The following is a 26,056-nucleotide window of genomic DNA, read 5'->3' on the forward strand; positions in this document are numbered from 1 at the left end:
AGGTTAATCATCAGCCGACACATCAAACGTCTTACTAATAATTTGTGAGCGTTCAAACAAGATGGGGCCCTGCCAACGGCTCTGGGTCATAGATATGGCGAGGACATATCGATCGGGTACGACATTTTTTGCTTCAAGCGTGGATGGATAATCCGATTCGTATTCTTTGGCCCATACTTGCGTGTATTTGCCATCAATATAGTCGTAAAGCCCTACTTCGAGCTTAGGTAATGGGCAGTAAGGGTTAAGCAATGCCTTTTTTTCTATTTTCCATTCATCTTTTGCAGACCACCGCACCGTTTGTTTCAGAGCTTGATCGGTAAAGATTAACCACTGGCTCCATACTTCACCATCGGCTCTCTTTATTTCAAGCCGGTACAAACCCACTTCTATTGGCGACGCGAGGTTGTAGCGTTTTCCAAAATGCTTCGATTTAGTGACAGGGTCACCAATATTTTGATTGTAAAACTCGCTGTCACTCGACACATTACGGTCAACCCACTTTTTTAAAGTGATATTGGCGATTTCGGTATCTGACTCTATTTCGACGTCGGCTTGAAAAGTGTCACGGCCTGGGCTTTGTATCGACTGTTGCTTGACCACGACGGACTTTAACCATTCCGGCAACGGTTGGGATACATAGCCTTTCCCGCAGTCCACTTCTAAGGATTGCAAGAAAAGTCGATTGATATGACTTTTGATCGTTTTCGACGGCTGTTGTTGCCAGATTTCAACTAATGACTGAAACATCGACTCTTGATCATTCGTTAATAAGTGTCGGTGAGCCTGAGATATCGGGGTATTAGATTCAAACCACTCGGCACCAACCTGGGTTGATGCCGTGAGTAATGAAGCAATAAGGAGCAGTGATTGTTTTGACATTAGCCTTTCATTTTATAGCCAACACCACGCAGTGTTTCTATTTCCAGTCCTGGAAGTTTTTGGCGTAATTGCAATACGTGTGTATCCACAGTTCGTGTTGTAGGAAAATGATTGTATCCCCAAACATGGTCAAGTAGTTCATCTCGAGTGAAGACACGTCCGAGGTTACTTGCTAAAAACTGTAATAAGTCAAACTCTGTACGAGTTAAGGTAATTAGCTCGCCTTTGTAATCAACCTCGCGTGTTAGTTTGTCTATAATCAGACTCTCTGTAACGACTTTATTTGTCTCTTCAATATCAGATTCTGGCGCACGAAGCTGAGCACGAACGCGAGCAAACAGCTCCGCTTCAGCAAATGGCTTTGTCAGATAATCATTAGCACCGGCATCAAGGCCCGTCACCTTATCTTTAACGGTTACCAGCGCGGTAACTAGAATAACGGGAACGTCTTTTATTTGCTTCCAACCTGGCAAGTGTTGCACCGAGTCACCATCAGGCAATTGACGATCAAGTATCACTAAATCGGCTTCTGCCCAATATTGTTCAACTTGGGAGATAAGTTCTGCATGCAAGCAGTTATACCCGGCTAACTCTAAGCTTACTAAAAGGCCGTCAGCTAGATTCTTGTCATCTTCAACAAGTAGCAGTGTCTGTTTCACAGGGTATCTCCAATATAAATGTTGTTGGCGGTCCGGCGAGGGACATTTTCCCACCCATGCGTCCAACCATAGATTCTACAATCGTAAGCCCAAGTCCAAGCCCAGCCTTACTTACAAATGGTTTTCTCAGTTCGCGCCAATCGCTTGCCGACAAAGGACCATTATCGATTACTTCAATTCGTAACGAATTTGAGGAAGTAATTACATTTAACGTTACTGGTGCCACACCATATTTAATGGCATTGCGAAGTAGGTTATCAATACATGTACCTAACCAATATATATTGATCTTAGCAGCGATGTCTTCATTAATAGTCAGATTGACGTCAACTTCAAACTCTTCTTCAGCTTTGAAACTTAACCAATCTTTTACCGACGGTAACCACTCTGTTGCAAGTGGTTTATTATCAGACTGCAAATAATCTTTGCTCGCTTCTGCTAATTGTCTAAGGCGTCGTGTATCTTCGCATAAGCGCCTAAACTCATCATAGACAGTTTCTGGCAAGCGTTCAAACTCTCGACGAAAGCCTTCAACCGTAAGTGATAAACTGGCAATCGGCGTTCTTAATTCGTGAGTGAGTATTTGAAGCACCAACATGCGGCTTCGCATTTCTTCACGTTTCGTATTCCAACGATAGATTGCCCAGCCAAGTACTAACAGTATATTAGCAATGATCAAAACGATCATACTAATTCTTAATACATCAGAATGGTCTTCAACCTCCCAACATAGGTTACCTCGTTGAACAAAACACGTCGTCGTTTGTGATGCTAGCTTATAATTCAACCCGGCTTCTTTAATGTTCGCTTTCCACACACTGGGTTCGAATAGATAATAGACATCTCCCCTGCGTAACCAAAGCTCGTCATTTTCCACAAACATTGATGATCCGCGAATCAACGAAATAACCGTTTGCTCATCCATCACTTGCAAACGGCCAAGCAACGATTTAGGCGGCGACAGCTCACGCTCATTGATGTGCATGAACTTCTTTAACTCTTCTTTCTTTTCAGGATATTTCGTTAGGTATCTCGCCGCGTAAGTCCCTCCTCCTGGATGGATTAAACCACTTCGAGCAAACCATTTAGTCGATAGTTTTCTGCCACCACACATTGCTCGGGTAAAGACTAACGGTTCCGTAATCAAGGGGCTCAACGGTAGCTTTCCACTACATTGATCGGCTAAGCGATAAAGTTGTTGTATTGACTTTAATGGATACTTACTCGTTTGAGGGAGCATTGACAACGGCGTTAACAATTGTGTTGGGTAGTCTGCTTGGATCACTCGAATATCGTAAGACGCACTAGCTTGTTCATAATTGAAAAAGGTGACGAATTTATCGATGCGCTCAGGCAAGGATTCAGCGCTTGCAAAACCGCTTAGCGACAAAGTGATTGCTAGAAATAATGTATGACTTAGTTTATTCAAGGGCTGATCGTGTCTCTAAGTATTGAGATTGCAACAGAGTTGTACATATTATCGGTAAGAAGCAAGCCAAGTGCACGTAAATATTCTGTAAATACTGTCTTTTCCGGTAAATAGCGCAAAAAAAAGCCAGCTTAGCGCTGGCTTCTGAATCTAATTGACTAATTAGAGTGCTTTCGAAATAGCATCGACACTTTCTTTAGCATCACCAAATAACATTGATGTGTTTTCTTTAAAGAAGAGTGGATTTTGAACCCCAGCATAACCGGTATTCATTGAACGCTTAAATACAATCACATTCTTAGCATGCCAAACTTCTAGTACTGGCATTCCCGCAATTGGACTATTTGGATCTTCTAACGCGGCTGGGTTAACCGTATCATTAGCGCCTATAACCAAAACAGTATCAGTTTCAGCGAAGTCGTCATTGAGTTCGTCCATTTCGAGTACGATGTCGTATGGCACTTTGGCCTCAGCAAGCAACACGTTCATGTGCCCAGGTAAACGCCCCGCGACTGGGTGGATACCAAAGCGAACATTGATACCTTGAGCGCGAAGTTTCTCTGTGATTTCATGAACCGGATATTGTGCTTGCGCGACCGCCATACCGTACCCTGGAGTAATAATAACGGACTTGCTGTCTTTCAGCATTTCAGCCACATCTTCCGCGGTCGTTTCACGGTGTTCACCGTATTCCTGATCTTCAGAAATAACCACTGTTTGACCAAAGCCACCGGCAATAACACTAATAAACGAGCGATTCATTGCCTTACACATAATATAAGACAGAATTGCACCAGATGAGCCGACTAATGCACCAGTAACAATCAAGAGATCGTTCGCAAGCATGAAGCCAGCTGCCGCTGCCGCCCAACCTGAATATGAGTTAAGCATTGAAACAACGACTGGCATATCAGCACCGCCAATGGATGCCACAAGGTGGTAACCAAACGCAAATGCGATGAACGTCATCAAGATCAACGCAAACATGCTGCCATCTGCTTTCACAAAGTAAATCATGAGTAGTGTTGAAACCACGATCGCCGCAAGATTCCATTTATGCTTATGCGGAATACTCAATGGTGAAGAAGAAATCACACCACGTAGCTTACAGAACGCAACAATTGAGCCAGTAAACGTGACCGCACCAATGAACACACCTAAAAATACTTCAACTAAATGGATGACATGCTCAGCGTGAATTTCAGACGGGATAGCTGAAATGGCTTCCGGTGGTGCTAAATAGCTGTTGTAACCAACTAAAACCGCCGCAAGGCCTACGAAGCTATGAAGAATTGCAACCAGCTCAGGCATTTCTGTCATTTCTACCTTTTTAGCGTAGAAAACACCGATTGAACCACCAATCACCATCGCGATGATAACCCAAACAAAGCCTTGAGCGTCTGGGCTGAAAATCGTCGCGATAAGAGCGATTGCCATACCAGTAATGCCGTAATAGTTACCTGAACGAGCAGACTCCTGCTTAGACAGGCCAGCTAAACTCATGATAAAAAATAACGCCGCGACAATATAAGCGGCTTGTACTAATCCTGCAGACATGTCGCCTCCTATTTGTCTTTACGGAACATTTCAAGCATACGTTTGGTGACGGTAAAACCACCAAATATGTTGATGCTTGCAATCAATACTGCAATAAATGACAGTACGGTCACTGCACTATTACCCTGACCAATTTGAAGTAGAGCGCCAACAACGATAATGCCTGAGATCGCATTAGTGACGGACATAAGTGGCGTATGCAGTGCGTGTGACACATTCCAAACCACGTAGTAACCAACCACACATGCCAATACAAACACCGTAAAATGTGACAAAAATGCAGCAGGTGCGACGGAAGCAATCCAGGCAAACGCGCCTAAACCAGCCGCTAAACCTACCAACTTTTTAACCGGTGATGTCGGCTCTTCAATTTTCTCAGCGGGTTTTACCGGCGCCGCTTTTGCTGCTGCTGGTTGCGCTGAAACTTGAATCGGAGGCGCAGGCCAAGTAACTTCACCTTCCTTAACCACAGTGACGCCACGCAGCACTACGTCATCGAAGTCAATATTGATATTGCCATCTTTCTCTTTGCTCAATAGCTTGATTAAGTTGACAATGTTGGTTGCATAAAGCTGCGATGATTGAGTCGGAAGACGCCCCACCATGTCTGTGTAACCAATCACTTTCACACCATTAGGTGTCGTGATAACTTGGTCAGCAACACTGTATTCACAGTTACCGCCATTCGCGGCGGCAAGGTCAACTATCACGCTACCGGCTTTCATTGAATCGACCATTTCTTTGGTGATCAATGTCGGCGCTGGGCGCCCCGGGATTAATGCGGTAGTAATGATGATATCAACGTCTTTTGCTTGTTCAGCATAAAGCTCAGCGGCTTTAATGTTGAACTCGTCAGACATTTCTTTAGCGTAACCATCACCTGAGCCAGAGTTTTCTTTGAAATCGACTTCAAGAAATTCAGCCCCCATCGACTCAACTTGCTCTTTGACTTCAGGGCGAACATCAAAAGAACGCACAATAGCCCCAAGGCTTCCGGCAGCACCGATTGCAGCAAGACCAGCAACGCCAGCACCTGCAACTAAAACCTTAGCGGGCGGTACCTTGCCTGCTGCCGTAATCTGACCGGTAAAGAAACGACCAAATTCGTGCGCAGCTTCAACCACTGAGCGATAGCCCGCAATGTTAGCCATTGAACTTAGTGCGTCGAGTGCTTGCGCACGCGAGATACGAGGAACGGCATCCATCGCCATCACGTTAATGTTCTTGCTCGATAGCTTTTCCATTAACTCTGGGTTTTGAGCTGGCCATACAAAACTGATTAAGCTCGCACCATCATTTAAAAGAGTAATCTCTTCATCGGTTGGGGCATTGACCTTAAAAATAAGCTCTGAATTCCAAACTTCTTCTGTCGTTACGATCTTAGCGCCTGCGTCGATATACGCAGTGTCATCGAAACTTGCGAGGGAACCTGCTTGAGTTTCAACTGAGACTTCAAATCCCAATTTTAGTAGCTGCTCAACCGACTTCGGCGTTGCGGCGACTCGCGTTTCACCCGCGAGAATTTCTTTTGGCACACCAATTTGCATAGCTATTCCTTAACTATTGGCAGAATGATTCTTCTTTTTTAACTAACCAACTTTATAACATCAAGCCTTTTGTAAGAAAAAGACAATTATTCATTACATATAACGGAATGTAATCGAAATAAAACAAACTTTTTCAGTAAAAAAACCACATTTATGAAGTGTATCTAGAGGTCATACCTGTTGCATTTTAAGTATTTACAGCAAGAATTCAGGTAGACAAGTCATGTTATGACAATTTTCATTAAAATCGGATGACCAGCATCAATTTATACGAGAAACTATCACTGGTCTTTCCAGAACCAAACCACGACGATTTTGTGAGTGTTTAGTGTATTTTACAAAATACACTAAAAAATATTGTCACCCATCTGATCAATGAACATTTGAGCTTTCTTTAACATCAGTTCATTGGCGTCAGATTCATTACCTAAAACATCCGAGCGTATAAAGCGGTGTTCCTTAGTTTCCTCACCTATTAGTTTGGTGATTTTTCCGGCAATGCGATATTGTCCTCCCTCAGAGATTGCTTCTTGATATATTAAGAATCCTTTATACTCTACGGGCTCAACCTCTTTAACTGCCACGTCTTTTTTACCACCAAACAACTTTGAAAAAAATCCCATTCCTACGTTCCTTTGAGTTCACAAGCGATGACTCTATGTTGTCGATTATGAGCATGCGGGTCAACCTATTCCCTATAGAAATCGGATCGCTTTCGTCTCATCGCTTTGTTATCGTCAAAAACCCTATTGCCGCTCTCTTTTATCTGCTCGACAATTCGACGCCAAACATCATACTTTTGGATTTATCAGTAACAAAACACTTGGCAAATCATCAAATTACCGTATGCTAGAAGTCATATTCCTGTAAATTAATATGTTTCGAGCCGTAGTATTAATGTCGACATCCGTTGCTAGTTCCAACTTGTTCCGACTGTTCATTCCTGTCGTATTAATTATTTGCGTTCTATTTGGAATGAACCATATTATCGAAGCTGCTCAAGCTAATTTTGGTTTTTCTACCAACCTCCCTTATATCCTGTTTGCGACTGCATTTGCTTTGAGCCACAGCTTCAAACAATCGCGTATCGCCATGGTGTCAATGGCCATGCTCGTCGCCTACGCTATTATTCAAATACGATTACAAACCCCTATCTCGACAGGTACAACATTATTAGAGTTGTCGTTGGTCGCGTTTTTATTGCCCGTATCATGCTGCTTAACTTTTTTGTTTCCTGATACCGGTATTTTTAACAAGGGTATGTACCTTTTTACCGCGATTGTGCTTAGTTTTTTAATGTGGACCTGGTTAATATTAACGCACTTTTATACAGGCGGGTTTAACGGCTTTGCAGAGAACTTGTTATTTGCCTTTCCGCAGATCTCAAGATTACCTATCGTGTTAATTTTATATTGCATCGCTATTACCGGTACGACCGGTATTTCCGTTCTCAACTACAATCGTCCAATTGATGCCGTTGTCTACACCTGCATTTTATTGACTAGTACGACATTTATATTTTTCCACTTACCATTTGTTTCGAGCACTCTATTTTCACTTGCCGGTATTTTAGTCATTATCTATGTGATTTCCGCCAGTCATCAAATGGCATTCAATGATCGGTTGACGAATATTCCTGGCCGCCGCGCCTTAGAGATGGATATGAAACATTTAGGGCGAAAATTTACTATCGCGATGCTCGACGTTGACCACTTCAAAAAGTTTAACGATACATACGGCCATGATACTGGTGACGATGTACTTAAGCTTGTCGCTTCTAAAATGACCGCAACCGGTGGGAACGCGAAAGTGTATCGCTACGGTGGAGAAGAGTTCACTATTTTGTTTAAAGGCAAAACCGTCAAGGAAAGTAAGCCCTTTTTAGAAGAACTTCGTCACGACATTGAACATTATCAAATGGTGATTAGGGATAATAAGCAGCGCCCTAAAAACCATAAGACCGGAGCCCAACAAAGAGGCAAAGGAAGCGATGCGTCAAAAGTGAATATCACCGTTAGTATCGGCGCGTCTGATAGTAAAAACACGAAAAAACCTGGTGAGGCTTTGAAAAAAGCAGATAACGCACTCTATAAAGCCAAAGAATTAGGGCGAAACAGAGTTCATGTAATGTCTTAGCCCTAGATGTCACTGGTTTGTCATTTGACCACTAAAGGTGGCTTCATTTAATCCTGGTTAAAGAACAGCACCAAGCTTCCACCTTTTAGCGCACTACCATAGTTTAAACTTAAACCGATGCCGATATTATCAACGAATTGAATGTGAAATGGTGGTGTCATCAACCACCCAACAGTACCTTCGTAATAATGGTCCGCTCCAACTGGACCGACAGTGTCGCCACCTACATCGACGCGCCTAATACTCGAGTAGAGCGTTTGAATTGAACGCCCCCAATCCGCTACATCGTAAAAAAACTTAGCTTCGTTAGACCAATACCAACCTTCCGGAGAACCCACATCACCATCGTTTGCTTGTCCCCATCCAACACCTGAAAAGTAATTGAACGTTGAATTGTATTTAACATGCCCCCACTCCCGTGGCGCGGTATAGACAAAACCAACTTTGGGTTGGACTGTTGCTGCCCACGCACTGGTATTCACTAATTGACCATCAATAAGTGGTTTTAGTTTTTCCTGAGAGATCGTCGAGTTGAAGTCGTAATCACTAAAATAGTATTGTAAATGGACACCGATACCCGTTTCAAAACTCCAATGCTTTGCAAACGGTATTTCTTGTTCATAGCCACTGAACACACCAAGAATTGTTTCTTTATGAACATCAGGTGCTTCGTTGGGGATATCGACAACATCACCCTCAGCACGAAGAGCAGAAAACCGGAGTACCGCTCTTTGTTCAATGAGATTATTATTACCAATATCAAAAGTGAAAGGTAAAGACGAAACCCCAATACTTTTTCTAAGATCGAGCGCGTCCTGAGATCCAATATTATCGTTATCTAAATTAAGCCAATCATTAGGATCGAAGTCTTTAAAGCCCAACGTCAATGCGTCGCTGTCCGTCAGTATGATGGCAGCCGCAAAACTGTCTTCAAAAATACTCGCATATCGAGGGTCTGCATGAACCGGAGAAGAGGCAGCCAAAAGCGAAATCACTGGGAATAAATAGCGCACTCAAAACCTCATAGAGTGGTTGTATCACAATGCTTGGTACTTATATTATAGATACCGCTTTACAATGTCGATCAAGGTTAATGTTCAAGTTATCTCAAGAGTTTATGGGATAGAAACGTGTAAGTCTCGCTCCTCAGGTAAAACATATTGATTTCGACCTTTACGCTTTGCCTGATAAAGCAATTTATCGGCGCTTTCGTACAATTCATTGATAGGCTCGCCTCCTGATGGTATCACACTGATCACACCAAGTGACAGGGTCACTCTATCCGCTGTTATAGAATGTTCATGCTTAAGGTTGAGATCAAATACGCCGGTGTTAACACGCGCGGCATGTTTTTCCGCCTCAGCAATGTCACATTTACTAATAAATATGACGAACTCTTCACCGCCATATCGCCCGACATATTCTCCGCTTCGTATGAACATAACGTCCAAAAATTGTGCTAAATCGATAAGGCATTGATCACCTTGAGTATGACCATAATTATCGTTGTATGCTTTGAAGTGATCGACATCTAACAAAATTAATGCAAATGGCATTTGGTGCCGTCCATGCCATTGAATGAGATCCGAAAGCGTATCATCCATATAGCGACGATTAAATAATTTCGTTAACCCATCTTCATTCGCTTGATGTTGAAGCGCCTTGTTGGCTTCTTTTAATTGGGCACTAGCTTGCTTTAGCTCTCGACGCATGTGAGCGATTCTTTGCATCGCAATCAATTTGGACTGGAGGACAATTTTGTTCACTGGTTTGACCAAGTAATCATCCCCCCCCGCTTGAATCGCTTTCGCGATCATTTCCGGTTCATCATGACTACTCAAAAAGATGATGGGAATCCAATCCTCAAGGTAACGCTCACGAATTTTGGCCGCAACCTCAAATCCATCCATATCGGGCATAGAAATATCGAGAAGCACTAATTCAGGCTCAAAGTTCGGATAGCGATCGAGAGCTTCTTGGCCACTCGCTGCCGTTTCGACTTCGTGCCCCAACTGCTTAAGACGAATCTGAAGTTGCATCCTTTCAAGCTGCGCGTCATCAACGAGTAATATTCTCATTGAAGAATCCATCGGAATCATAGTCTTCCCTGCAAAAAATAAACTTTATACTTATCTTAGACGTATAACATATAATAGAACAATATTCATCTAAGCCCATAAATTGAAATCAAATAGACAACTTCTGAACAAAGTCTGCATTAAATTTAGGATTTTTATTAAAAGTCAGTTTATCATTGACTTTTATCCTACCTTTTTTAGGATAGGCGAACATTATTCAGAGAGATAGCCGTATGTCTGACACAGAAAACACCGAAGTAACAACCGTTGATCTAACCACCATCTCACCTGAATTGCGTAAAGTCATCGAATTTGATGACGTACCAGAAGCACTGCACAACATGATTGTCTCTATTCATGAAGTCACAGAAGAAGCAGTGCGCGAAGCGTGGGACTCACTACCAGGAAGCGCTCAAAATATTCTTGATAACTTCGAGCAATTTCACGCCCTTATCTCTGTAAGCCAAGGTTTTGCAGGCGTGAATACGATGGAAGAGTTTGCATCGATGGATCTTCCAAAAGATATGAGCGATGAAGAAAAAGAAGATTACCGAGCAAATCTAATCGATAAGGTTCTTCATAACTGTATTAAAGATATGGTTAAACAAATTAAGAAGGCACGTCGTGACCCAATCTTAAAACGTGAGTTCAAAGAAGTTTTTGAAAAATAACGTTTAAAATAATGAAGGCGCTGACATAGCGCCTTTTTTACACCCGCTCACCTGATTTTTTATCCAATGTGTCCCAGCTAATCACTTAAGCAGAGATCTCTGTCAGTTTGTGTTAATCACTAGACCTAGATACAACAACATTAACTTAGTAGTGTGGCTCTAGAGCGACGTCTCGCTGAGCGACGCTCACCCCTTTGATTTGTGCATACACACGTTGCCCGACACTTAAGCTTAATTCTTCTTTCGCCCACTGCGTCACAACAGCGATCAATTCTGCACCGTTGCCTAAGCTCAGCAAGACCTCGACACTTTGCGTTGAGGAGCCGTGAGAACCTTGGTTTATTGACTGAATTTGGCAAGCCAGAATATTTCTTATGGACGTTTTTGATGGGCGATCCAATGCAATAGAGACATCATTCGCTCTTACTCTTAAACGAACAGGTTCTCCGATTGCGCCTTCAGTATGCTGAACCCATAAGTAACATTGTTCATTGAGTGCAATTTTTGTTAGAGCGTAATTTCTGTTCTGCTCCAATATTTGACCTTTGAACAATACACTTTTGTCCGAAAAAGACTGCCAAGCCTGCATCGCTGACGAACGCCATACCTTCTCTATGGTGTCTGACTCAACAATGGTCCCTGAATCAATAATGATGAGATGCTGAGCGAGTCGTAAGATCTCATTTAAGCTATGTGTCACATAAATGATAGGAATATCGATTTTCGTCGACAAACGTTCGAGATAAGGCATTAACTCACGTTTACGTGGTAAATCTAGCGACGCAAGAGGTTCATCCATCAATAGCAAATCGGGTTTACTCAGCAGTGCTCTTCCGATGGCCACTCGCTGCTTTTCTCCACCGGATAATTCCGAAGGATACCGCTGTAATAACACTTCGATAGACAATAATGACACAACTTCGTCAAAATGGTTTTGATCAAAATAAGTGACACCGTAACATAAGTTACGTTGCACTCTCATGTGAGGAAACAAGCGTGCGTCTTGGAATACATACCCTATTTTTCGCTGTTCTACAGGGATATCAATACCACTTTCAGAGCAATACAAAACACGATTCTTGACGAGAATACGGCCAGTATCAGGCTTAGTTAAACCACACAGTAAGTTAATTAGCGTTGTTTTACCCGCACCTGAGCGACCAAAAACAGCCGAGATACCCTTAGGCGGCAATGTGGTTCTAAAGTCAAAAGTTTGTTCAGGTAGTCGCTTTTGAACGGATATATTAATCGCACTCACCTTAACACCCCCAAGCGCTTACTTGTCCACCGATTCAGTCCGTCAGAGAACCAAAGTGAGGCTAAAGAGATCACGACAGAAATGATACAAAGCCTCATTGCTGCCATTTCGGCTCCTGGTGTTTCTAAAAAGTTGTACATGGCGAGAGGAAGCGTTTGAGTTTCGCCTGGGATGTTTGATACAAAACTTATCGTTGCACCAAATTCACCAAGGCTACGCGCAAATGCCAGCATGGTTCCGCTTATCACCCCAGGGATAATTAACGGCAAAGTAATGGTATAGAAAACACGAAATGATGACGCACCAAGAGTACGAGCAGCTTGTTCAAGCTTGTAATCAATGTTATCTAACGACAACCGTATTGAGCGGACCATTAAGGGCAGTGCGACCACAATACAAGCCAATACCGCTCCTTTCCAACTAAAACTGAAACTGATGCCTGTCCATTGATAGAGAAATTGACCAATAAAACCCTGACGGCCCATTGATACCAATAACAAATATCCGACAACAACGGGTGGGAGTACTAAGGGTAAATGTATCAAACTATCAAGAAAGCTTTTACCAAAAAACGTTTTCTTACTTAACAGCCAAGCAAAAGCAATACCTAATGGTATCAACCAAATAATAGCCACCCCGGCTACTTTTAGACTCAACCATAATGCTTGTATTTCGTAATCGGTCAACATCATTTATTCGCTACTATCATTTATTCACGATCATCATTTGCACTATCAAAGCCATAAGACTGTAAGATAGTTTGACCACTACGAGACAAGATAAATTCTACAAAGGATTCAGCCTGCTTCGTTTTGGTAACGTTAACCAAAGGATAGACAATAGGATCATGGGTGTCGTCACCAAATCGAGCAACGACGTTCACGTCTGAGCTCAACAGTGCATCGGTTTTATACACAATACCAAGCGGTGTTTCCCCCCTTTCGACCATTGCCAGCACTTGTCTCACATTACTTAAAGGGGCCGTTTTAGTTTTTAGTTTTTGCCAAACTCCCTGTGAAGTCAATGCTTGTTGTGCGTAAGCACCGACAGGAACAGATTCCGGAATTCCAATAGCAAGTCGACCAGAACCCAGTGATTTTTGCCATGATTCAAAACTAGAGACCATAAGTGGCGATGACTTTTGTTGATCAGTGTTTGCCACAACGACCAATTGGTTTTTCGCAATCACGTGAGTGTCATCAGATGACGCGACGCCTTGTTCGAGTAGGTAATCGACCCATTTAGCATTAGCGGAAATATAAATATCAGCAGGCGCCCCACGGTATATTTGCCGAGCAATCGACGCTGAACCACCAAAAACCTTAATCACATCTACATCATGTACTTTTTCATATTCCACAGCCAGAGCATCGATTGCGTTCGTCATTGACGACGCGGCATAAATAGTGAGCTTTTCCGCGTGCACACTCTGTGACAGCGTCACTAAAAAAAGAATCGCTAATCGTTTCATTGACGTTCCAGCCTCATGTCAGGCCAAAGCTTGTTAAGGTCCATATGGGACTCCAACGCATCGGCTATTCGGTCGATCGCTTTCTCTTTTTCATCAACGATCGAAAAATGACTGAGCTGTTCTCCATTAACCCAACTCGTAAGTAACTCGACAAAATCCGGTGAGTCAAAGACTCCATGCCAATAAGTGCCTAATATCGAAGAATCTTGATTTAACGCCCCCTCACCGAAATGATCAGCGCGCGTAATCGGCTGATGTTCGTTGACATGCGTCACGCCAGCATGAATTTCATACCCTTGAACTGGCTGTAATTTCCCTGCTAGTTCAATTGTGCCAATTACATTTTTCAATTGTTTCGTTTCCGCAAGCACTGTTTCAACGTTAAGAAGACCGAGTCCAACAGTTTTTCCAGCGGCGCCTTCGATACCTAATGGGTCATCGATACTCTGCCCAAGCATTTGATACCCACCACAGATCCCCATGACCTTGCCGCCATAGCGCAGGTGGCGATATATTTCGTTATCCCAACCTTGTTCTCGAAGATACGCTAAGTCATCACGCACCGACTTGGAACCCGGCAAAATAATTAAGTCAGCACTGCCTAATGACTCTCCTTTCCCTACATACCTAAAGTCGACATCGGGGTGAAGTCGTAACGCATCGAAATCGGTATGGTTACTAATTCGAGTCAATACGGGTACGGCAATCGTGATCTTGGTTTGTTCGTTTTTAATCTGTTCGCCTGCGATCGCATCTTCGGCTTCGATATTGAGCCCATGTAAATATGGAATCACGCCAAGCACTGGCTTCCCTGTTTTTTCTTCTAACCAATCTAAACCCGACTCTAATAGTGAGATATCGCCGCGAAATCGATTAATAACAAAGCCTATCACGCGATTTTGCTCGGATTTAGACAACAATGCTAAGGTTCCATAAAGGTGAGCAAATACACCTCCTCGATCAATATCCGCCACAATAATCACTGGGATATCGGCTTTCTCAGCAAACCCCATGTTGGCAATATCGTTCTCTCTGAGGTTGATTTCAGCAGGGCTACCAGCCCCTTCTATGATAACCGTATCAAATTGCTCGCTGAGCCGGTCAAATGATTCCATAACATACGGCATAGCGATTTTTTTATACCCATGGAAGTCGACCGCATCCATATTTGCAAACGCTTTACCTTGAATAATAATCTGAGCACCAATGTCCGAGTTAGGTTTAATCAGAACAGGGTTCATATCAACCGTTGGTTGTACTCGAGCCGCTTGAGCTTGCACGACTTGCGCACGGCCAATTTCTCCGCCGTCGTCCGTTACCCCGCTATTAAGCGCCATATTTTGAGATTTAAATGGTGCCACCTTAACTGCACATCTTGCCAGCACCCGGCATAAACCTGCCACCAAAACACTTTTACCGGCATCTGAAGTTGTTCCTTGCACCATCAATGCTTGTGAAGTCCGACGCATACGCTACTAAATCTCTTTAAAAACCTTTGGTTAGTTTACCTTTTTTCAAAGAATATCCCAAACGCTCTCCCATTAGTTTTTAATTGCATTATGAGTGAATGGAAAATGAATAAGCCCCTCACGCGTGGTTAAGTTTAAGTGCGTTTAAATAGACTCCGAACTGAAGCACTTCCCTAATACAAAGGATATTTACGATGAAAAAAACAACGATTAGTCTTATTGCTGCTCTATCTTTAACGCCTGCGTTAGCACTAGCGAAAGGCGGCGATCACCACGCTCAAACCTCCGTTGTTTATAATGGTCCCGTCGATACAGTCTCGGTTTCTGAGCTTCTCAAAGATACGAGCATGTTTAGTGAAAAGGATGTGATTATTGATGGTTATTTAGTCCGCCAAATTAAAGGTGACAAATTTATTTTCAGTGATGGAAAAGCAGAAATTCAAATCGAGTTAGATGATGTTGTTCTATCTTCTCCTATCGACAATAAAACCAAAGTTCGCATATACGGTGAATATGAAAGCGGCTCAACACCAGAAATAGAGGTCGACCATATTCAAATAATGTAAATAAATTGGTGACATAAGATAAATTGGTCTGTATTTTGCAGACCTTTTTTATATATACTTGACGAATTGTTCACATTGACCTTATGTCGCCCAATTTTATTACGGAGTTCTCATGCTAGGTAAAGCAAGTCGTACTGCCCTTTTAGCGCTCGCAGTCGCCGCCCCTACGTTAGTTCAAGCTAACAACTTTAATTACAATGCTTTTCAAGTCCGCCTAGGCGCTAACCCAGGTACGATTGGCGCTGGATTTAGTACATTCTTTACTGAAAACACGCACTTTGTTTTAAAAGGTGACACTCGTTTTGAGGGCGATTGGGACGTAGCTGGAGGGATTGGGTTTAATGGACCAGCCGGTCAGTTTGCAGATATCTATGGTCAGCTTCTTGTTCATAATGTAAAGACTCGTGACGACGAAAAATTTGATAGCGAGTTTATGTCTGAGTTCAACATAGGCTCAAGAGTATGGTTGCTTGAAAATGTTGAAGGTGTGGGTCAAATTGGTATGTTAAATAGAAGAGATGACACCGTCTTCATTTGGAGCGCTGGTGCACGCTTTCATTCAACTGACCAACTTTCTCTTGGTGCTGACTTAAAAGACGGCGGTATTTATGGCACGCAAGTAGAAATGGCTGTTCGATTTGAGTTTTAGACCATTAGGTCAAATAATCATGACACATTGACTGCCCTGCTTAAGCTATATGTCAAACTCAAGTAACAAAAAAGGCTTTCATTTCGAAAGCCTTTTTTAATCAAAGCAACAACGTTTATTTGGTGCTTGGTTTTGGTTGAACGTATTTTCTACCGACATCTACTAATGCAACATCTCGGAAAAAACTTCTCCCTAACAACACTGGGTATTTCAAATGCGTACGATTCGCCAGCGTAAACTCAGTTTTACTTGTCATGTCGCCTATAGTAATCACCGATGTTACCACTGGGCGTTTATCGCTTTCATCTGAACTCGACTGTTTCACTTTCACCCAACGCTCAACAGGCATACTCATTTCTTTAGATTCAATGCCTTTATGCTTAACTTTAAATTTGACCCAATCTTTACCATCACGCTCAAAAGGAACGATATCGACTGCGCTTAACGATGAAGTTGTCGCGCCTGTATCAATACGGGCTTTGGTCGTTATTTTCATATCAACCAAACGAACATACTCTTGCTCGCCTAAGATAAGTTTACCTTCGTCTGTTTTAACAGGCGCAGGTTTCGCAACAGGTTTTACCGGCTTTTCAGCGGGCTTTGCTTCAACAGGTTTGGTTTCTGCAGGTTTCGTTACCTCACCTTCTTGTTTAACTTTGTCTGCATCAGCTTCCGACTTAGTGGCTTCAGAGTCAACCGAGGTCTCGTCCACTTTCGAATCTGTTGTAGGTTTCTCAACTTGCGGAGGGTTAACAGGTTCAATTGGAGTCGTAGTAGAACAAGCAACTAAGCCGCCACTCAACATCAGTGGTAAAATTACTTTCCACGGTTTCATTTATTCACCTTTATAGCTCTATTCAACATGGCACTACTGTGCACTTAATTATTATTTATAATTGGATAACATTCTGACAGAACACAATACTTTTCTTATTATGTTACTGATTCACTGATATCAACGCATCGGCAACATAAGGTAGCTGCGCTTCAGATAAACCTGCGATATTGATTCGGCCATCGTCAACACCATAAATACCAAAATCAACACGAAGGCGCTGCATCTGCTCTGCACTAAATCCTAGCACAGTAAACATACCTTTGTGATCCATGATAAAGTCAAATTCGTCACATGAATGGTTATTTTTAAGTTCTTTGCATAACCCATCACGCAGCGAAACCAATCTTTGCTGCATTTCCACCAATTCTGACTTCCATTGTCCCGTTAGATGTTCATCCGCTAGTATGGTTTTTACTAACGCCGCACCGTGATCAGGCGGCATCGTATACGTTGAGCGAGCTAATGTTAGTAGTTTACCTCTTGCATTCGCGGCCTCTTTGGCATTTTTACCAATCACAACCGCCGCACCGGTGCGTTCACGATACAAACCAAAGTTTTTGGAACAGGAGGTCGTTAATAACATCTCTTCAACGTTTTCTGCCATGTGTCGAAGTCCGAGTGCATCTTGCTCTAACCCATCGCCAAACCCTTGATAGGCAACATCAACAAATGGAACAAATCCATTCCGAACGCTGAGTTCAGTAATTTGTTTCCAATCGTCTAGCGATATATCAGCACCGGTTGGGTTATGGCAACAACCATGCAATAACACGACATCGCCCACACCCGCGGTGCTGATATCGGTCAGCATGGCGTCAGTGTCTACTTGTTTTGTAACGGCGTTGAAATAACGGTAATACTTAACATTCAAGCCTGCCGCTTCCATCACTGGTTTATGGTTAACATAGCTAGGATTCGATAACCAAACTGTTGTACCCGGCGCTGCGACGTTAAGTAAGTCACCTAACATTCTTAAGCCGCCACTGGCACCTGGTGTTTGAATAATTTCCATACGGTCGTAAATGGGTGTTTCACCGAATACAACCTTACCAAGGCTTTGATTAAACTCTTCGCAGCCAGCCAGTCCAACATAAGCTTTAGTTTGTTGCTCACTGGTCACGATTCGTTGCGCTTCTGCAACGGCTTTCATTATTGGTGTTTGGCCATCACTATTGCGATAAACACCAATGCCAAGATCAACTTTGTCTTGGCGAGGATCATTTCGGTACGCAACCGAAAGAGACAGAATAGGATCGAGCGTAGGCTCGGATAAATGAGAAAACATGAAAGTCACAACCCTTTGAAATTCAAGCGATGGCGTCAACGTTATCACTAGAAACAAATTTTTGAAATACTTTTGTGTTTTCTATAGATTCAGAAGGAAAGTTTGCGTAATAAACAACCCATAGCATTGCTTGTGCTATGGGGTCTTTAGTTTGCTTGTTATGAAAACAGGTGACAATACGGCCGGAGATCGAGGTGGCAGGGATTTTGTTTATTGACGAAGCATATGGTATTTCTGTGGCTATTAAATAGTATCGGTAAAGCGATGGATAATTTGATTCGCACTGCCTCGCCATTCCAACTCAGGGTCAAACAAGTTCTGTTCAAACTTCCCATCCACGAGTACATCAATAAGGTCTACGATTCGTTGTTGTTCAAGTGACAATGCCGATAGCGTATAGCCCGACCATAACCAGATGTCCTTACCTGGACACTCTTCTTTCACTCGCATGACCAACTTCAGCACTGACTCAACATTCGCTGGGTGCAACGGGTCTCCCCCGGATAACGAAAGGCCACGTTTTTTAATACGAGTACAATTAAGGTCAGCGATAATCTGATCTTCTAACTGTTGTGTGAATTCATGGCCTGAACGCAACGACCATGTTGTCTGATTATAACAGCCACGACATTGATGCTCACATCCAGAGACAAAGAGTGTACTCCTTGTTCCCGGGCCATTAACCACATCGATGGGATGATACTGGTGATAATTCATAGTACTTGTGTCTCTGATTCACCATATCATGGTGTATCGGCATAGGATAAAAGGGTAAACGACAGACCACCTACATCATAAATCATAAATCATGGATAGGTAGCCGATTAAATGCATAACGTAAGCATATAATCAAAAAACATAGTGCCACATTAGCGTGGCACTATGTTTCTCGTTCGCATGCTTTTCATAAGCACGCTTAGCACGGCTTATTATAAATGCTTAACTCGGCGCTTAACTTCTTCTTGTTTACCAAAGTTAAACGGACGAGCATCAGGACTGCCTAAATACCCACAAACACGACGCGTTACGGATACTTTAGATGAATCATGGTTGCCACACTTAGGACAAGTAAACCCTTTACTTGCGCAATCAAATTCACCGGTATAGCCACACTCGTAGCACTCATCAATTGGTGTGTTTGTTCCGTAGTAAGGGACTCGACTGTAGCTATAATCCCAAACATTCTCTAACGCTTCTACATTCCGCTGCATGTTCGGAAATTCGCCATAACAAATAAAGCCACCAGACGAAATTTCTGGGTAAGGCATCTCAAAGTCTATTTTGTCGTAGGGATTAACTGTCTTTTGCACATCTAAGTGGAAACTATTCGTGTAATAACCCTTGTCTGTAACCCCTTCAATCACACCAAATTCTTTCGCATCAATTTGGCAGAAGCGGCTGCACAAGTTTTCACTTGGTGTTCCGTATAGGCTGAATGCGTAACCCGTTTCTTCAGTCCAAGCATTCACGGTTTCTTTCATGTGCTTAATGATATCCAGCGCTTTATCACGGATGTCATTATCATCGTACATATGTACGTCCGCACCAAACAGCGCGGTCATGGTTTCATGCACACCGATATAGCCCAATGAAATAGAGGCACGACCATTTTTAAAGATGTGTGCAATAGAGTCATCAGCTTTAAGACGAACGCCACATGCCCCTTCCATATACAAGATAGGCGCTACACGAGCTTTCACTTTTTCCAGGCGACTGATACGAGTTTCAAGCGCACGGCGAGCAAGTGTCATTCGATCGTTCAATATTTCATAGAACTTATCGAGATCACCATTCGCTTTTATTGCAATACGTGGCAAGTTCAAACTTACAACACCAAGGTTATTTCGTCCTTCATGTTGCAATTCACCATTCTCCTCGTAGGTATTCAAAAAACTACGACAGCCCATTGGTGTTTTAAAAGAGCCGGTAATCTCTACGACTTTATCGTAGTTAAGAATATCTGGATACATACGCTTTGTTGCACATTCCAATGCCAATTGTTTGACATCGTAATGCGGATCTTGTGCTTGATGGTTCAATCCATCTTTGATCGCGAAGACTAATTTAGGGAACACCGCTGTTTTACGATTTTTACCCAAGCCAGCAATACGATTCTTTAAAATAGATTGTTGAATCAGCTTTGATTCCCAGCTTGTGCCAAGACCAAAACCAAACGTAACAAAAGGAGTTTGACCGTTTGCGGTGTGAAGAGTATTGACTTCGTATTCAAGTGATTGGAACGCGTCATAACACTCTTTTTCCGTTTGCTTAGTAGCAAACTCCTCAGGTGCGTGAATATCCCACTCTTTAGCAATTTCTAAGTGCTTATCAAAACTCGTTTTTACATAAGGTGCTAATACTTCATCAATACGATTGATCGTTGTACCGCCGTAAATGTGGCTTGCCACTTGAGCGATGATTTGCGCAGTAACTGCTGTAGCCGTTGAAATAGATTTAGGTGTATCTATTTCAGCGTTGCCCATTTTAAATCCGTGAGTCAACATGCCTTTAAGATCAATAAGCATACAGTTGAACATTGGGAAAAACGGCGCGTAGTCAAGATCATGATAGTGAATATCACCTTCATCATGGGCTTGAACAATATCACGAGGTAGAATACGTGTTTTTGCGTAATGCTTCGCGACAATACCAGCAAGCAAATCACGCTGAGTAGGGATTACTTTGCCGTCTTTATTTGCATTCTCATTCAGTAGGTCAGCATTACTTTCTTCAATCAACCCTTCGATTTCTTTGGTCAACGCGCTTTTTTTCTCGCGAGCCAAATCACGGTCATGACGATATTCGATGTAAGAACGCGCAAGACCTTTGTAAGGTCCCTGCATGAGCTCATTCTCGACTAACGTTTGGATCTCTTGGATGTCTACATGTTCGCAATCCTGCAACTTCAGCTCGACTGCTAACGCAACGTTGGTTGCATACAGCTCAAGCGCTTTGTCTGCATGTTCTGCTGCTCTTACTACGGCAGCTTCTATACGATCCTTTGTAAACGGAGCACGAGAGCCGTCTCTTTTGATTACGATTGTTTTCACCCTTTCTCCTATCCCCCAAATATTCACAGACTTATCCACAAATACACTATATAGGGTTGTTACGTTTAATTCTGACACAATATATTGTGGTGTATTTAACGAGAACCACCAACTCAAAGTATTGATTTAGATCAACAAAACGAAGGTACTGAGCAATAAGAATTCGATCTTGATGGACTTGGTCTCAGTTGATGAATTGCATAAAATTTTCACTCATTTTTGATAAGTTTATGTTGATTTTTTGCCAGCGCTTGCGGCACATTGGCTCAGAGATAATTTTAAAATGGCAAGGAAGATGATTAGAACAATCCGTTATGAAATGACAAAATTTACTTGCGTACTGGCTATAAGTATTTTTCCTACAATGTCGCAGGCGATCACATTGACGACTTGGAATATAGAATGGTTATCCACGACCGCCTCGTCAAAGTTCGAGCAAAGCGATCGTTCGCCTTCCGATTTTGAGGCATTGGCTCATCATTTTCAAAAAGTGAACCCAGACATTTTGGCGTTTCAAGAGGTCGACTCAATAGAGGCAATACGAAAAGTGGTTGGCAATGGGTACAGGGTTTATTTTTCGGAACGTGCACTTTCCCGCAACAGTAAGCATCAATTTAACGAGATCAACCAGTATACTGGAATTGCTGTGCGCAATACCCTTTCTTCATATGATGAACCGGATTTTCCGCTAACAAGTGGAAATAGATTGAGGTTTGCATCTGCAGTCCGACTTGACCACAATGGCCAAACTATTCACTTACTCTCTGTTCACTTAAAAGCCGGATGCTCGGGTAAGTATTCAAACTCTTCTTCATGTAAACAACTTAAACACCAAGGGCAAGCTATTAATAGTTGGCTTAAACAAGTAGAACAAACTGGTCACCAGTATGTGTTACTCGGTGACTTTAACCATAATCTTGCTTATCGCGGTGACTGGTTATGGAATGATATGACTAAGAATCTAAATCATAGCCCTCGCTTAACCACACAATCAACCAAGGCGATATGTAAGATAAGGTCAAACAAGAATCCCAAAAGAACTCATCAATTTCGTTCTATTATCGATCACATTATTGTTAGTCCAACCTTAAACGCTGCGCCTGCCGTTCAAAATAAAATGGATATCGATGACGTTCTTAACTTTAAAATGAGCGATCATTGTCCGGTTTCAACACAACTTTATTGAGAACAAATAAAAGGGTTTTGAAAGACTCCTTTCAAAACCCTTCCGTTTTCTCCAGCCACAATCCGTACATACATTGATAAAGGAATGTCGCGAGACTTATCGATAGTCTGGTTATCGTCCTGATAGCTTTCCGCCAATCGAAAGCCCAAGTAACATTGTCACAACAAAACCCACGATACCCCAGCTACCATTAGCAATAGACGCAATAGCTGGACCTGGGCATATTCCTGCAATTCCCCAACCGATGCCAAATAATGTTGCACCGATTATGAGCTTTTTATCAACTTTAGTGTTAGTCGGAACACAAAACTCATCTTGGCAAACCGGTTTTTGTTTGCGCTTGATAATAAACCAATAACTGGGTGCAAATACCAACAAAGCGCCCCCCATCACAAACGCCAGATCTGGCTTCCAATGACCAAAGACATCTAAAAATCCAATTACATTGAGGGGATCGCTCATGCCTGACACGATCATTCCAACGCCAAATAACACGCCACTAATTAACGCAATAACTAAATACATACGAATGCCCTACAGTACATGTAAGATAAAAAAGGTTGTCAACATGGCGATGCCCATAAAGACGATGGTGGCAACAATCGATCTAATCGACAAACGCCCCATCCCGCAGATCCCGTGGCCACTCGTACAACCATTACCTAAACTGGTACCAAGTCCCACAATGAGACCAGCGATAAGGACAAACGGCAACGACACAACCATTTCTACAGGCACTGTGTGAGTAAAGTAACCTGCCGCAAACCCACCAAGTACCATGCCGACCAGAAAGACCCACCGCCAGTCCACGTCGCCAGTTCTTCTGGTTAATACCCCAGAGACAATACCGCTGATACCTGCAATTTTGCCGTTAAATAACAATAACAACGTTGCAGATACACCTAACAGCATCCCACCAAACAACGATGCCCATGGAAATACAAAGTCCATTATTACTCCTCGCTCTGCGTCGTGATGCAGAACTAATTATGTGAAATGCTAATGACAGTACAGACGATGAAGCTGCTCTATTAGTGCCTTGATTCGCTCGTCTTTTAACGAGTAATACACGTGTTGTGACTCTTTTCTAACCTTAACCAAATCCGCTTTTTTCAATACCGTCAAATGCTGCGAAAACGCCGACTGGCTTAGATCGGAGTTCGCTTGTAACTCGCCTGCACCTTGCTCTCCGCCCACTAACTGGCAAAGTACAAACAAACGACTTGGATGGGACAATATTTTAAGCGTCTCCGCGACCGCGTCGACTTTGGGTTTCATATCCGCCAAATTCATCATTAAATTCTCAACACCTTATTCAATGAGTGAATTATTCACAATACCATTAAATTAGTCAATGCTTATTTAGCAATGGCAAATTTAGCCAAGTCAAATGTAGTAATTTCAAATTTAGTAACAGTTATATTAGACAAAGCTAATTTTAATGATATATTAAAAAACAGATGCGATGACTCGCAGAAAAAAACTGACACTTTTACGATTTAGAGACGAGGTAAGCATGACTAAGATATTAATTGTAGGCGGAGTTGCCGGTGGCGCATCGGCAGCAGCACGAGCACGTCGTTTAGATGAAAATGCCGAAATCATTATGTTCGAACGCGGTAGCTTCGTTTCGTTTGCTAATTGTGGACTGCCTTACCACATTGGTGGTGACATTACTGACCGCAGCAAATTACTTCTTCAAACGCCAGAAAGCTTTTTATCACGTTTCAATGTAGACGTTCGTGTCATGAATGAAGTTGTCTCAATCAACAAACAAGAACAAACAGTGACCGTAAAAAACTTACTCGACGGTTCCGAATACTCCGAGAATTATGACTTTCTGTTATTAAGCCCAGGCGCGAGTCCGATTGTTCCCCCTATCCCAGGAGCAATGAATCCTTTAACACATTCACTGCGCAACATTCCCGATATGGATCGCATCCTTAATACCATTGAAAGCAATAATGTTGAACATGCAACAGTGGTTGGAGGCGGTTTTATCGGTTTAGAAATGATGGAAGCGTTCCACCAGCGTGGGATTAAAACCACTCTATTAGAGCTTGCAGACCAAGTCATGACACCCGTTGATCGTGAAATGGCCGGGTTTGCGCACGCCGAGATCCTAGACCATGGTATCGATTTAAAATTAGGGGTCGCGTTAACAGCGGTTGAATATACACCAACCGATCATGTCCCAAGTATCGATACTGGTGAAAATACCGAACATACTCATATTAACGGTCATTTATCATTGTCACTGAGTAACAATGAAGTACTGCAAACTGATTTACTCATCATGGCAATTGGTGTTCGCCCTGAAACCTCTCTTGCTAAGCAAGCTGGCCTAAAAATTGGTGAACTGGGCGGGATCTGGACATCACCAACGATGCAAACAAGTGACCCATTTATTTATGCCGTTGGCGATGCTATTGAAGAAATGGACTTTGTGACAGGCGAACAAACTCTCGTCCCTCTTGCTGGCCCTGCGAACCGACAAGGTAGAATGGCAGCGGATAACATGTTCGGTCGAAATGAGTCTTATCAGGGTACTCAAGGCACCGCGATTTGTAAGATTTTCGATCTTGCTATTGCCTCAACAGGAAAAAATGAGAAACAGCTCCTCAAGGAAGGCATTCATTACGAAAAGGTGTATGTCCATACCGCAAGCCATGCGAGCTATTACCCTGGTGCAGAGCTCGTTTCATTCAAAATGCTGTTCGATCCTACCGATGGCAAAATTTTAGGTGCACAAGCGGCGGGGAAAGACGGAGTCGACAAACGCATCGATATTATGGCCGTCGCACAGCGTGCTGGAATGACGGTTCAACAACTGCAACATTTAGAACTCACCTATGCGCCTCCGTACGGCAGTGCAAAAGACGTGATTAACCAAGCGGCTTTTGTTGCTAACAACATCATTAATGGTGATGCGACTCCGATTCACTTTAATGAAATTAACAACCTCACTGGCGATCAACTATTACTAGATGTTCGTAACCCAGGAGAGCTGGAAAATGGAGGCTTTATCGAGGGCGCCGTCAACATTCCTGTTGATCAATTACGCCAACGTATGGATGAATTGCCTAAAGACAAAGAGATCATCATTTATTGCCAAGTTGGGTTACGCGGTAACGTAGCTTATCGTCAGCTTGTCAATTGTGGCTTTAAAGCTCGCAATCTTATTGGTGGGTACCGTACTTACCAATTTGCACGCAAGTAGTCGGGTAGACAGTAATCATTTGAGCTTGCTGTCTTCTAAAATCTGTCCTCTATAATTTAAACAAAAAAGGAAGCCAATCGGCTTCCTTTTTCCTTAAGAACAAAG

25 protein-coding genes are annotated in these 26,056 nt (G+C 42.7%); 6 read left to right on the forward strand and 19 right to left on the reverse strand.

The window, feature by feature from the left end:
- Nucleotides 1-3: 3 nt before the first annotated feature.
- The 6 genes from ACE1OE_RS11460 to ACE1OE_RS11485 form a co-directional block, all read right to left on the reverse strand.
- Nucleotides 4-882: a DUF2861 family protein gene (locus ACE1OE_RS11460; RefSeq protein WP_449211131.1), complete on the reverse strand. Its 879-nt coding sequence runs from the start codon at nt 880-882 to the stop codon at nt 4-6.
- The gene (gene vxrB, locus ACE1OE_RS11465; RefSeq protein WP_102468574.1) at nt 882-1,541 is read right to left on the reverse strand and encodes a response regulator transcription factor VxrB; all 660 of its coding nucleotides are present in this window, start codon (nt 1,539-1,541) and stop codon (nt 882-884) included. The genes ACE1OE_RS11460 and vxrB overlap by 1 nt, the downstream gene beginning before the upstream one ends.
- Nucleotides 1,516-2,970: a sensor histidine kinase VxrA gene (gene vxrA, locus ACE1OE_RS11470; RefSeq protein ID WP_449211132.1), complete on the reverse strand. Its 1,455-nt coding sequence runs from the start codon at nt 2,968-2,970 to the stop codon at nt 1,516-1,518. The genes vxrB and vxrA overlap by 26 nt, the downstream gene beginning before the upstream one ends.
- Before the next feature lie 162 nt (nt 2,971-3,132).
- Nucleotides 3,133-4,527 carry a Re/Si-specific NAD(P)(+) transhydrogenase subunit beta gene (pntB, locus tag ACE1OE_RS11475; protein WP_449211133.1) on the reverse strand — a complete coding sequence of 465 codons (1,395 nt, stop codon included), beginning with the start codon at nt 4,525-4,527 and terminating at the stop codon, nt 3,133-3,135.
- Nucleotides 4,528-4,535: 8 nt separating this feature from the next.
- The gene (pntA, locus tag ACE1OE_RS11480; protein WP_102468571.1) at nt 4,536-6,074 is read right to left on the reverse strand and encodes a Re/Si-specific NAD(P)(+) transhydrogenase subunit alpha; all 1,539 of its coding nucleotides are present in this window, start codon (nt 6,072-6,074) and stop codon (nt 4,536-4,538) included.
- 347 nt (nt 6,075-6,421) lie between these two features.
- Nucleotides 6,422-6,697 (reverse strand): HlyU family transcriptional regulator, encoded by a 276-nt coding sequence (locus ACE1OE_RS11485; RefSeq protein WP_102468570.1) that lies wholly within the window; start codon nt 6,695-6,697, stop codon nt 6,422-6,424.
- A gap of 274 nt (nt 6,698-6,971) precedes the next feature.
- Between ACE1OE_RS11485 and ACE1OE_RS11490 the strand changes: the two genes are divergently transcribed.
- Nucleotides 6,972-8,210, forward strand: a complete 1,239-nt coding sequence (locus ACE1OE_RS11490) for a GGDEF domain-containing protein (RefSeq protein ID WP_449211254.1) — start codon at nt 6,972-6,974, stop codon at nt 8,208-8,210.
- Between the two features lie 47 nt (nt 8,211-8,257).
- Here the strand turns inward: ACE1OE_RS11490 and ACE1OE_RS11495 are convergent, their stop codons facing one another.
- Together ACE1OE_RS11495 and ACE1OE_RS11500 are read right to left on the reverse strand one after the other, a co-directional pair.
- Nucleotides 8,258-9,223, reverse strand: coding sequence for a Solitary outer membrane autotransporter beta-barrel domain (locus ACE1OE_RS11495; protein WP_449211134.1), 966 nt, complete (start codon nt 9,221-9,223; stop codon nt 8,258-8,260).
- A 102-nt stretch (nt 9,224-9,325) separates the two neighbouring features.
- Nucleotides 9,326-10,288, reverse strand: coding sequence for a GGDEF domain-containing protein (locus tag ACE1OE_RS11500; protein ID WP_449211135.1), 963 nt, complete (start codon nt 10,286-10,288; stop codon nt 9,326-9,328).
- A 233-nt stretch (nt 10,289-10,521) separates the two neighbouring features.
- Here ACE1OE_RS11500 and ACE1OE_RS11505 point away from each other — a divergent pair, with 233 nt between their 5' ends.
- A complete protein-coding gene (locus ACE1OE_RS11505) occupies nt 10,522-10,959 on the forward strand; it encodes a DUF3069 domain-containing protein (RefSeq protein ID WP_102468567.1) in 438 nt (145 codons plus the stop codon).
- Between the two features lie 145 nt (nt 10,960-11,104).
- Here the strand turns inward: ACE1OE_RS11505 and modC are convergent, their stop codons facing one another.
- Genes modC through ACE1OE_RS11525 form a run of 4 tightly spaced genes read right to left on the reverse strand, consistent with a single transcriptional unit; the run spans nt 11,105 to nt 15,157 of the window.
- Nucleotides 11,105-12,217, reverse strand: coding sequence for a molybdenum ABC transporter ATP-binding protein ModC (modC, locus tag ACE1OE_RS11510; protein ID WP_449211136.1), 1,113 nt, complete (start codon nt 12,215-12,217; stop codon nt 11,105-11,107).
- On the reverse strand, nt 12,214-12,906 hold the full coding sequence (modB, locus tag ACE1OE_RS11515; RefSeq protein ID WP_102468641.1) for a molybdate ABC transporter permease subunit: 693 nt from the start codon (nt 12,904-12,906) through the stop codon (nt 12,214-12,216). The genes modC and modB overlap by 4 nt, the downstream gene beginning before the upstream one ends.
- 20 nt (nt 12,907-12,926) lie before the next feature.
- Nucleotides 12,927-13,688 (reverse strand): molybdate ABC transporter substrate-binding protein, encoded by a 762-nt coding sequence (gene modA / locus ACE1OE_RS11520; RefSeq protein WP_449211137.1) that lies wholly within the window; start codon nt 13,686-13,688, stop codon nt 12,927-12,929.
- A complete protein-coding gene (locus ACE1OE_RS11525) occupies nt 13,685-15,157 on the reverse strand; it encodes a cobyric acid synthase (RefSeq protein WP_449211138.1) in 1,473 nt (490 codons plus the stop codon). The genes modA and ACE1OE_RS11525 overlap by 4 nt, the downstream gene beginning before the upstream one ends.
- A gap of 194 nt (nt 15,158-15,351) precedes the next feature.
- On the opposite strand from ACE1OE_RS11525, the gene ACE1OE_RS11530 reads away from it, so the two are divergent.
- On the forward strand, nt 15,352-15,723 hold the full coding sequence (locus ACE1OE_RS11530) for a YgiW/YdeI family stress tolerance OB fold protein (RefSeq protein ID WP_449211139.1): 372 nt from the start codon (nt 15,352-15,354) through the stop codon (nt 15,721-15,723).
- A gap of 112 nt (nt 15,724-15,835) precedes the next feature.
- Nucleotides 15,836-16,372 (forward strand): hypothetical protein, encoded by a 537-nt coding sequence (locus ACE1OE_RS11535; protein ID WP_102468562.1) that lies wholly within the window; start codon nt 15,836-15,838, stop codon nt 16,370-16,372.
- 115 nt (nt 16,373-16,487) lie between these two features.
- Here ACE1OE_RS11535 and ACE1OE_RS11540 read toward each other — a convergent pair whose 3' ends face one another.
- The 4 genes from ACE1OE_RS11540 to nrdD form a co-directional block, all read right to left on the reverse strand.
- A complete protein-coding gene (locus tag ACE1OE_RS11540; RefSeq protein WP_449211140.1) occupies nt 16,488-17,207 on the reverse strand; it encodes a putative ATP-dependent zinc protease in 720 nt (239 codons plus the stop codon).
- A 103-nt stretch (nt 17,208-17,310) separates the two neighbouring features.
- The gene (locus ACE1OE_RS11545; RefSeq protein ID WP_449211141.1) at nt 17,311-18,495 is read right to left on the reverse strand and encodes an amino acid aminotransferase; all 1,185 of its coding nucleotides are present in this window, start codon (nt 18,493-18,495) and stop codon (nt 17,311-17,313) included.
- 243 nt (nt 18,496-18,738) lie between these two features.
- Nucleotides 18,739-19,212, reverse strand: coding sequence for an anaerobic ribonucleoside-triphosphate reductase-activating protein (gene nrdG / locus ACE1OE_RS11550; RefSeq protein WP_102468559.1), 474 nt, complete (start codon nt 19,210-19,212; stop codon nt 18,739-18,741).
- Nucleotides 19,213-19,424: 212 nt separating this feature from the next.
- Nucleotides 19,425-21,545, reverse strand: coding sequence for an anaerobic ribonucleoside-triphosphate reductase (gene nrdD / locus ACE1OE_RS11555; RefSeq protein ID WP_372059623.1), 2,121 nt, complete (start codon nt 21,543-21,545; stop codon nt 19,425-19,427).
- Between the two features lie 295 nt (nt 21,546-21,840).
- Here nrdD and ACE1OE_RS11560 point away from each other — a divergent pair, with 295 nt between their 5' ends.
- Nucleotides 21,841-22,731, forward strand: coding sequence for an endonuclease/exonuclease/phosphatase family protein (locus tag ACE1OE_RS11560; RefSeq protein WP_449211142.1), 891 nt, complete (start codon nt 21,841-21,843; stop codon nt 22,729-22,731).
- A 111-nt stretch (nt 22,732-22,842) separates the two neighbouring features.
- On the opposite strand, the gene ACE1OE_RS11565 is transcribed toward ACE1OE_RS11560, so the two are convergent.
- The 3 genes from ACE1OE_RS11565 to ACE1OE_RS11575 are packed head-to-tail and all read right to left on the reverse strand — an operon-like array spanning nt 22,843 to nt 24,024.
- A complete protein-coding gene (locus tag ACE1OE_RS11565) occupies nt 22,843-23,256 on the reverse strand; it encodes a DUF6691 family protein (RefSeq protein ID WP_372059625.1) in 414 nt (137 codons plus the stop codon).
- A 9-nt stretch (nt 23,257-23,265) separates the two neighbouring features.
- Nucleotides 23,266-23,682, reverse strand: coding sequence for a YeeE/YedE family protein (locus ACE1OE_RS11570; protein WP_449211143.1), 417 nt, complete (start codon nt 23,680-23,682; stop codon nt 23,266-23,268).
- 48 nt (nt 23,683-23,730) lie between these two features.
- Nucleotides 23,731-24,024 (reverse strand): ArsR/SmtB family transcription factor, encoded by a 294-nt coding sequence (locus ACE1OE_RS11575; RefSeq protein ID WP_102468640.1) that lies wholly within the window; start codon nt 24,022-24,024, stop codon nt 23,731-23,733.
- A 223-nt stretch (nt 24,025-24,247) separates the two neighbouring features.
- On the opposite strand from ACE1OE_RS11575, the gene ACE1OE_RS11580 reads away from it, so the two are divergent.
- The gene (locus ACE1OE_RS11580; protein WP_449211144.1) at nt 24,248-25,951 is read left to right on the forward strand and encodes an FAD-dependent oxidoreductase; all 1,704 of its coding nucleotides are present in this window, start codon (nt 24,248-24,250) and stop codon (nt 25,949-25,951) included.
- Nucleotides 25,952-26,056 lie beyond the last annotated feature (105 nt).

This window comes from Vibrio sp. E150_011 (assembly GCF_053544015.1).

Bases quoted from the DNA above. Each gene is read 5' to 3' on its own strand.
- pntB (WP_449211133.1), bottom strand. From the start codon at position 4,527: ATGTCTGCAGGATTAGTACAAGCCGCTTATATTGTCGCGGCGTTATTT.
- ACE1OE_RS11505 (WP_102468567.1), top strand. From the start codon at position 10,522: ATGTCTGACACAGAAAACACCGAAGTAACAACCGTTGATCTAACCACC.
- pntA (WP_102468571.1), bottom strand. From the start codon at position 6,074: ATGCAAATTGGTGTGCCAAAAGAAATTCTCGCGGGTGAAACGCGAGTC.
- ACE1OE_RS11540 (WP_449211140.1), bottom strand. From the start codon at position 17,207: ATGAAACCGTGGAAAGTAATTTTACCACTGATGTTGAGTGGCGGCTTA.
- ACE1OE_RS11500 (WP_449211135.1), bottom strand. From the start codon at position 10,288: ATGAGAATATTACTCGTTGATGACGCGCAGCTTGAAAGGATGCAACTT.
- ACE1OE_RS11545 (WP_449211141.1), bottom strand. From the start codon at position 18,495: ATGTTTTCTCATTTATCCGAGCCTACGCTCGATCCTATTCTGTCTCTT.
- ACE1OE_RS11580 (WP_449211144.1), top strand. From the start codon at position 24,248: ATGACTAAGATATTAATTGTAGGCGGAGTTGCCGGTGGCGCATCGGCA.
- ACE1OE_RS11570 (WP_449211143.1), bottom strand. From the start codon at position 23,682: ATGGACTTTGTATTTCCATGGGCATCGTTGTTTGGTGGGATGCTGTTA.
- ACE1OE_RS11575 (WP_102468640.1), bottom strand. From the start codon at position 24,024: ATGAATTTGGCGGATATGAAACCCAAAGTCGACGCGGTCGCGGAGACG.
- ACE1OE_RS11530 (WP_449211139.1), top strand. From the start codon at position 15,352: ATGAAAAAAACAACGATTAGTCTTATTGCTGCTCTATCTTTAACGCCT.
- ACE1OE_RS11535 (WP_102468562.1), top strand. From the start codon at position 15,836: ATGCTAGGTAAAGCAAGTCGTACTGCCCTTTTAGCGCTCGCAGTCGCC.
- nrdG (WP_102468559.1), bottom strand. From the start codon at position 19,212: ATGAATTATCACCAGTATCATCCCATCGATGTGGTTAATGGCCCGGGA.
- ACE1OE_RS11490 (WP_449211254.1), top strand. From the start codon at position 6,972: ATGTCGACATCCGTTGCTAGTTCCAACTTGTTCCGACTGTTCATTCCT.
- ACE1OE_RS11460 (WP_449211131.1), bottom strand. From the start codon at position 882: ATGTCAAAACAATCACTGCTCCTTATTGCTTCATTACTCACGGCATCA.
- modB (WP_102468641.1), bottom strand. From the start codon at position 12,906: ATGTTGACCGATTACGAAATACAAGCATTATGGTTGAGTCTAAAAGTA.
- ACE1OE_RS11565 (WP_372059625.1), bottom strand. From the start codon at position 23,256: ATGTATTTAGTTATTGCGTTAATTAGTGGCGTGTTATTTGGCGTTGGA.
- ACE1OE_RS11560 (WP_449211142.1), top strand. From the start codon at position 21,841: ATGATTAGAACAATCCGTTATGAAATGACAAAATTTACTTGCGTACTG.
- modA (WP_449211137.1), bottom strand. From the start codon at position 13,688: ATGAAACGATTAGCGATTCTTTTTTTAGTGACGCTGTCACAGAGTGTG.
- ACE1OE_RS11485 (WP_102468570.1), bottom strand. From the start codon at position 6,697: ATGGGATTTTTTTCAAAGTTGTTTGGTGGTAAAAAAGACGTGGCAGTT.
- ACE1OE_RS11525 (WP_449211138.1), bottom strand. From the start codon at position 15,157: ATGCGTCGGACTTCACAAGCATTGATGGTGCAAGGAACAACTTCAGAT.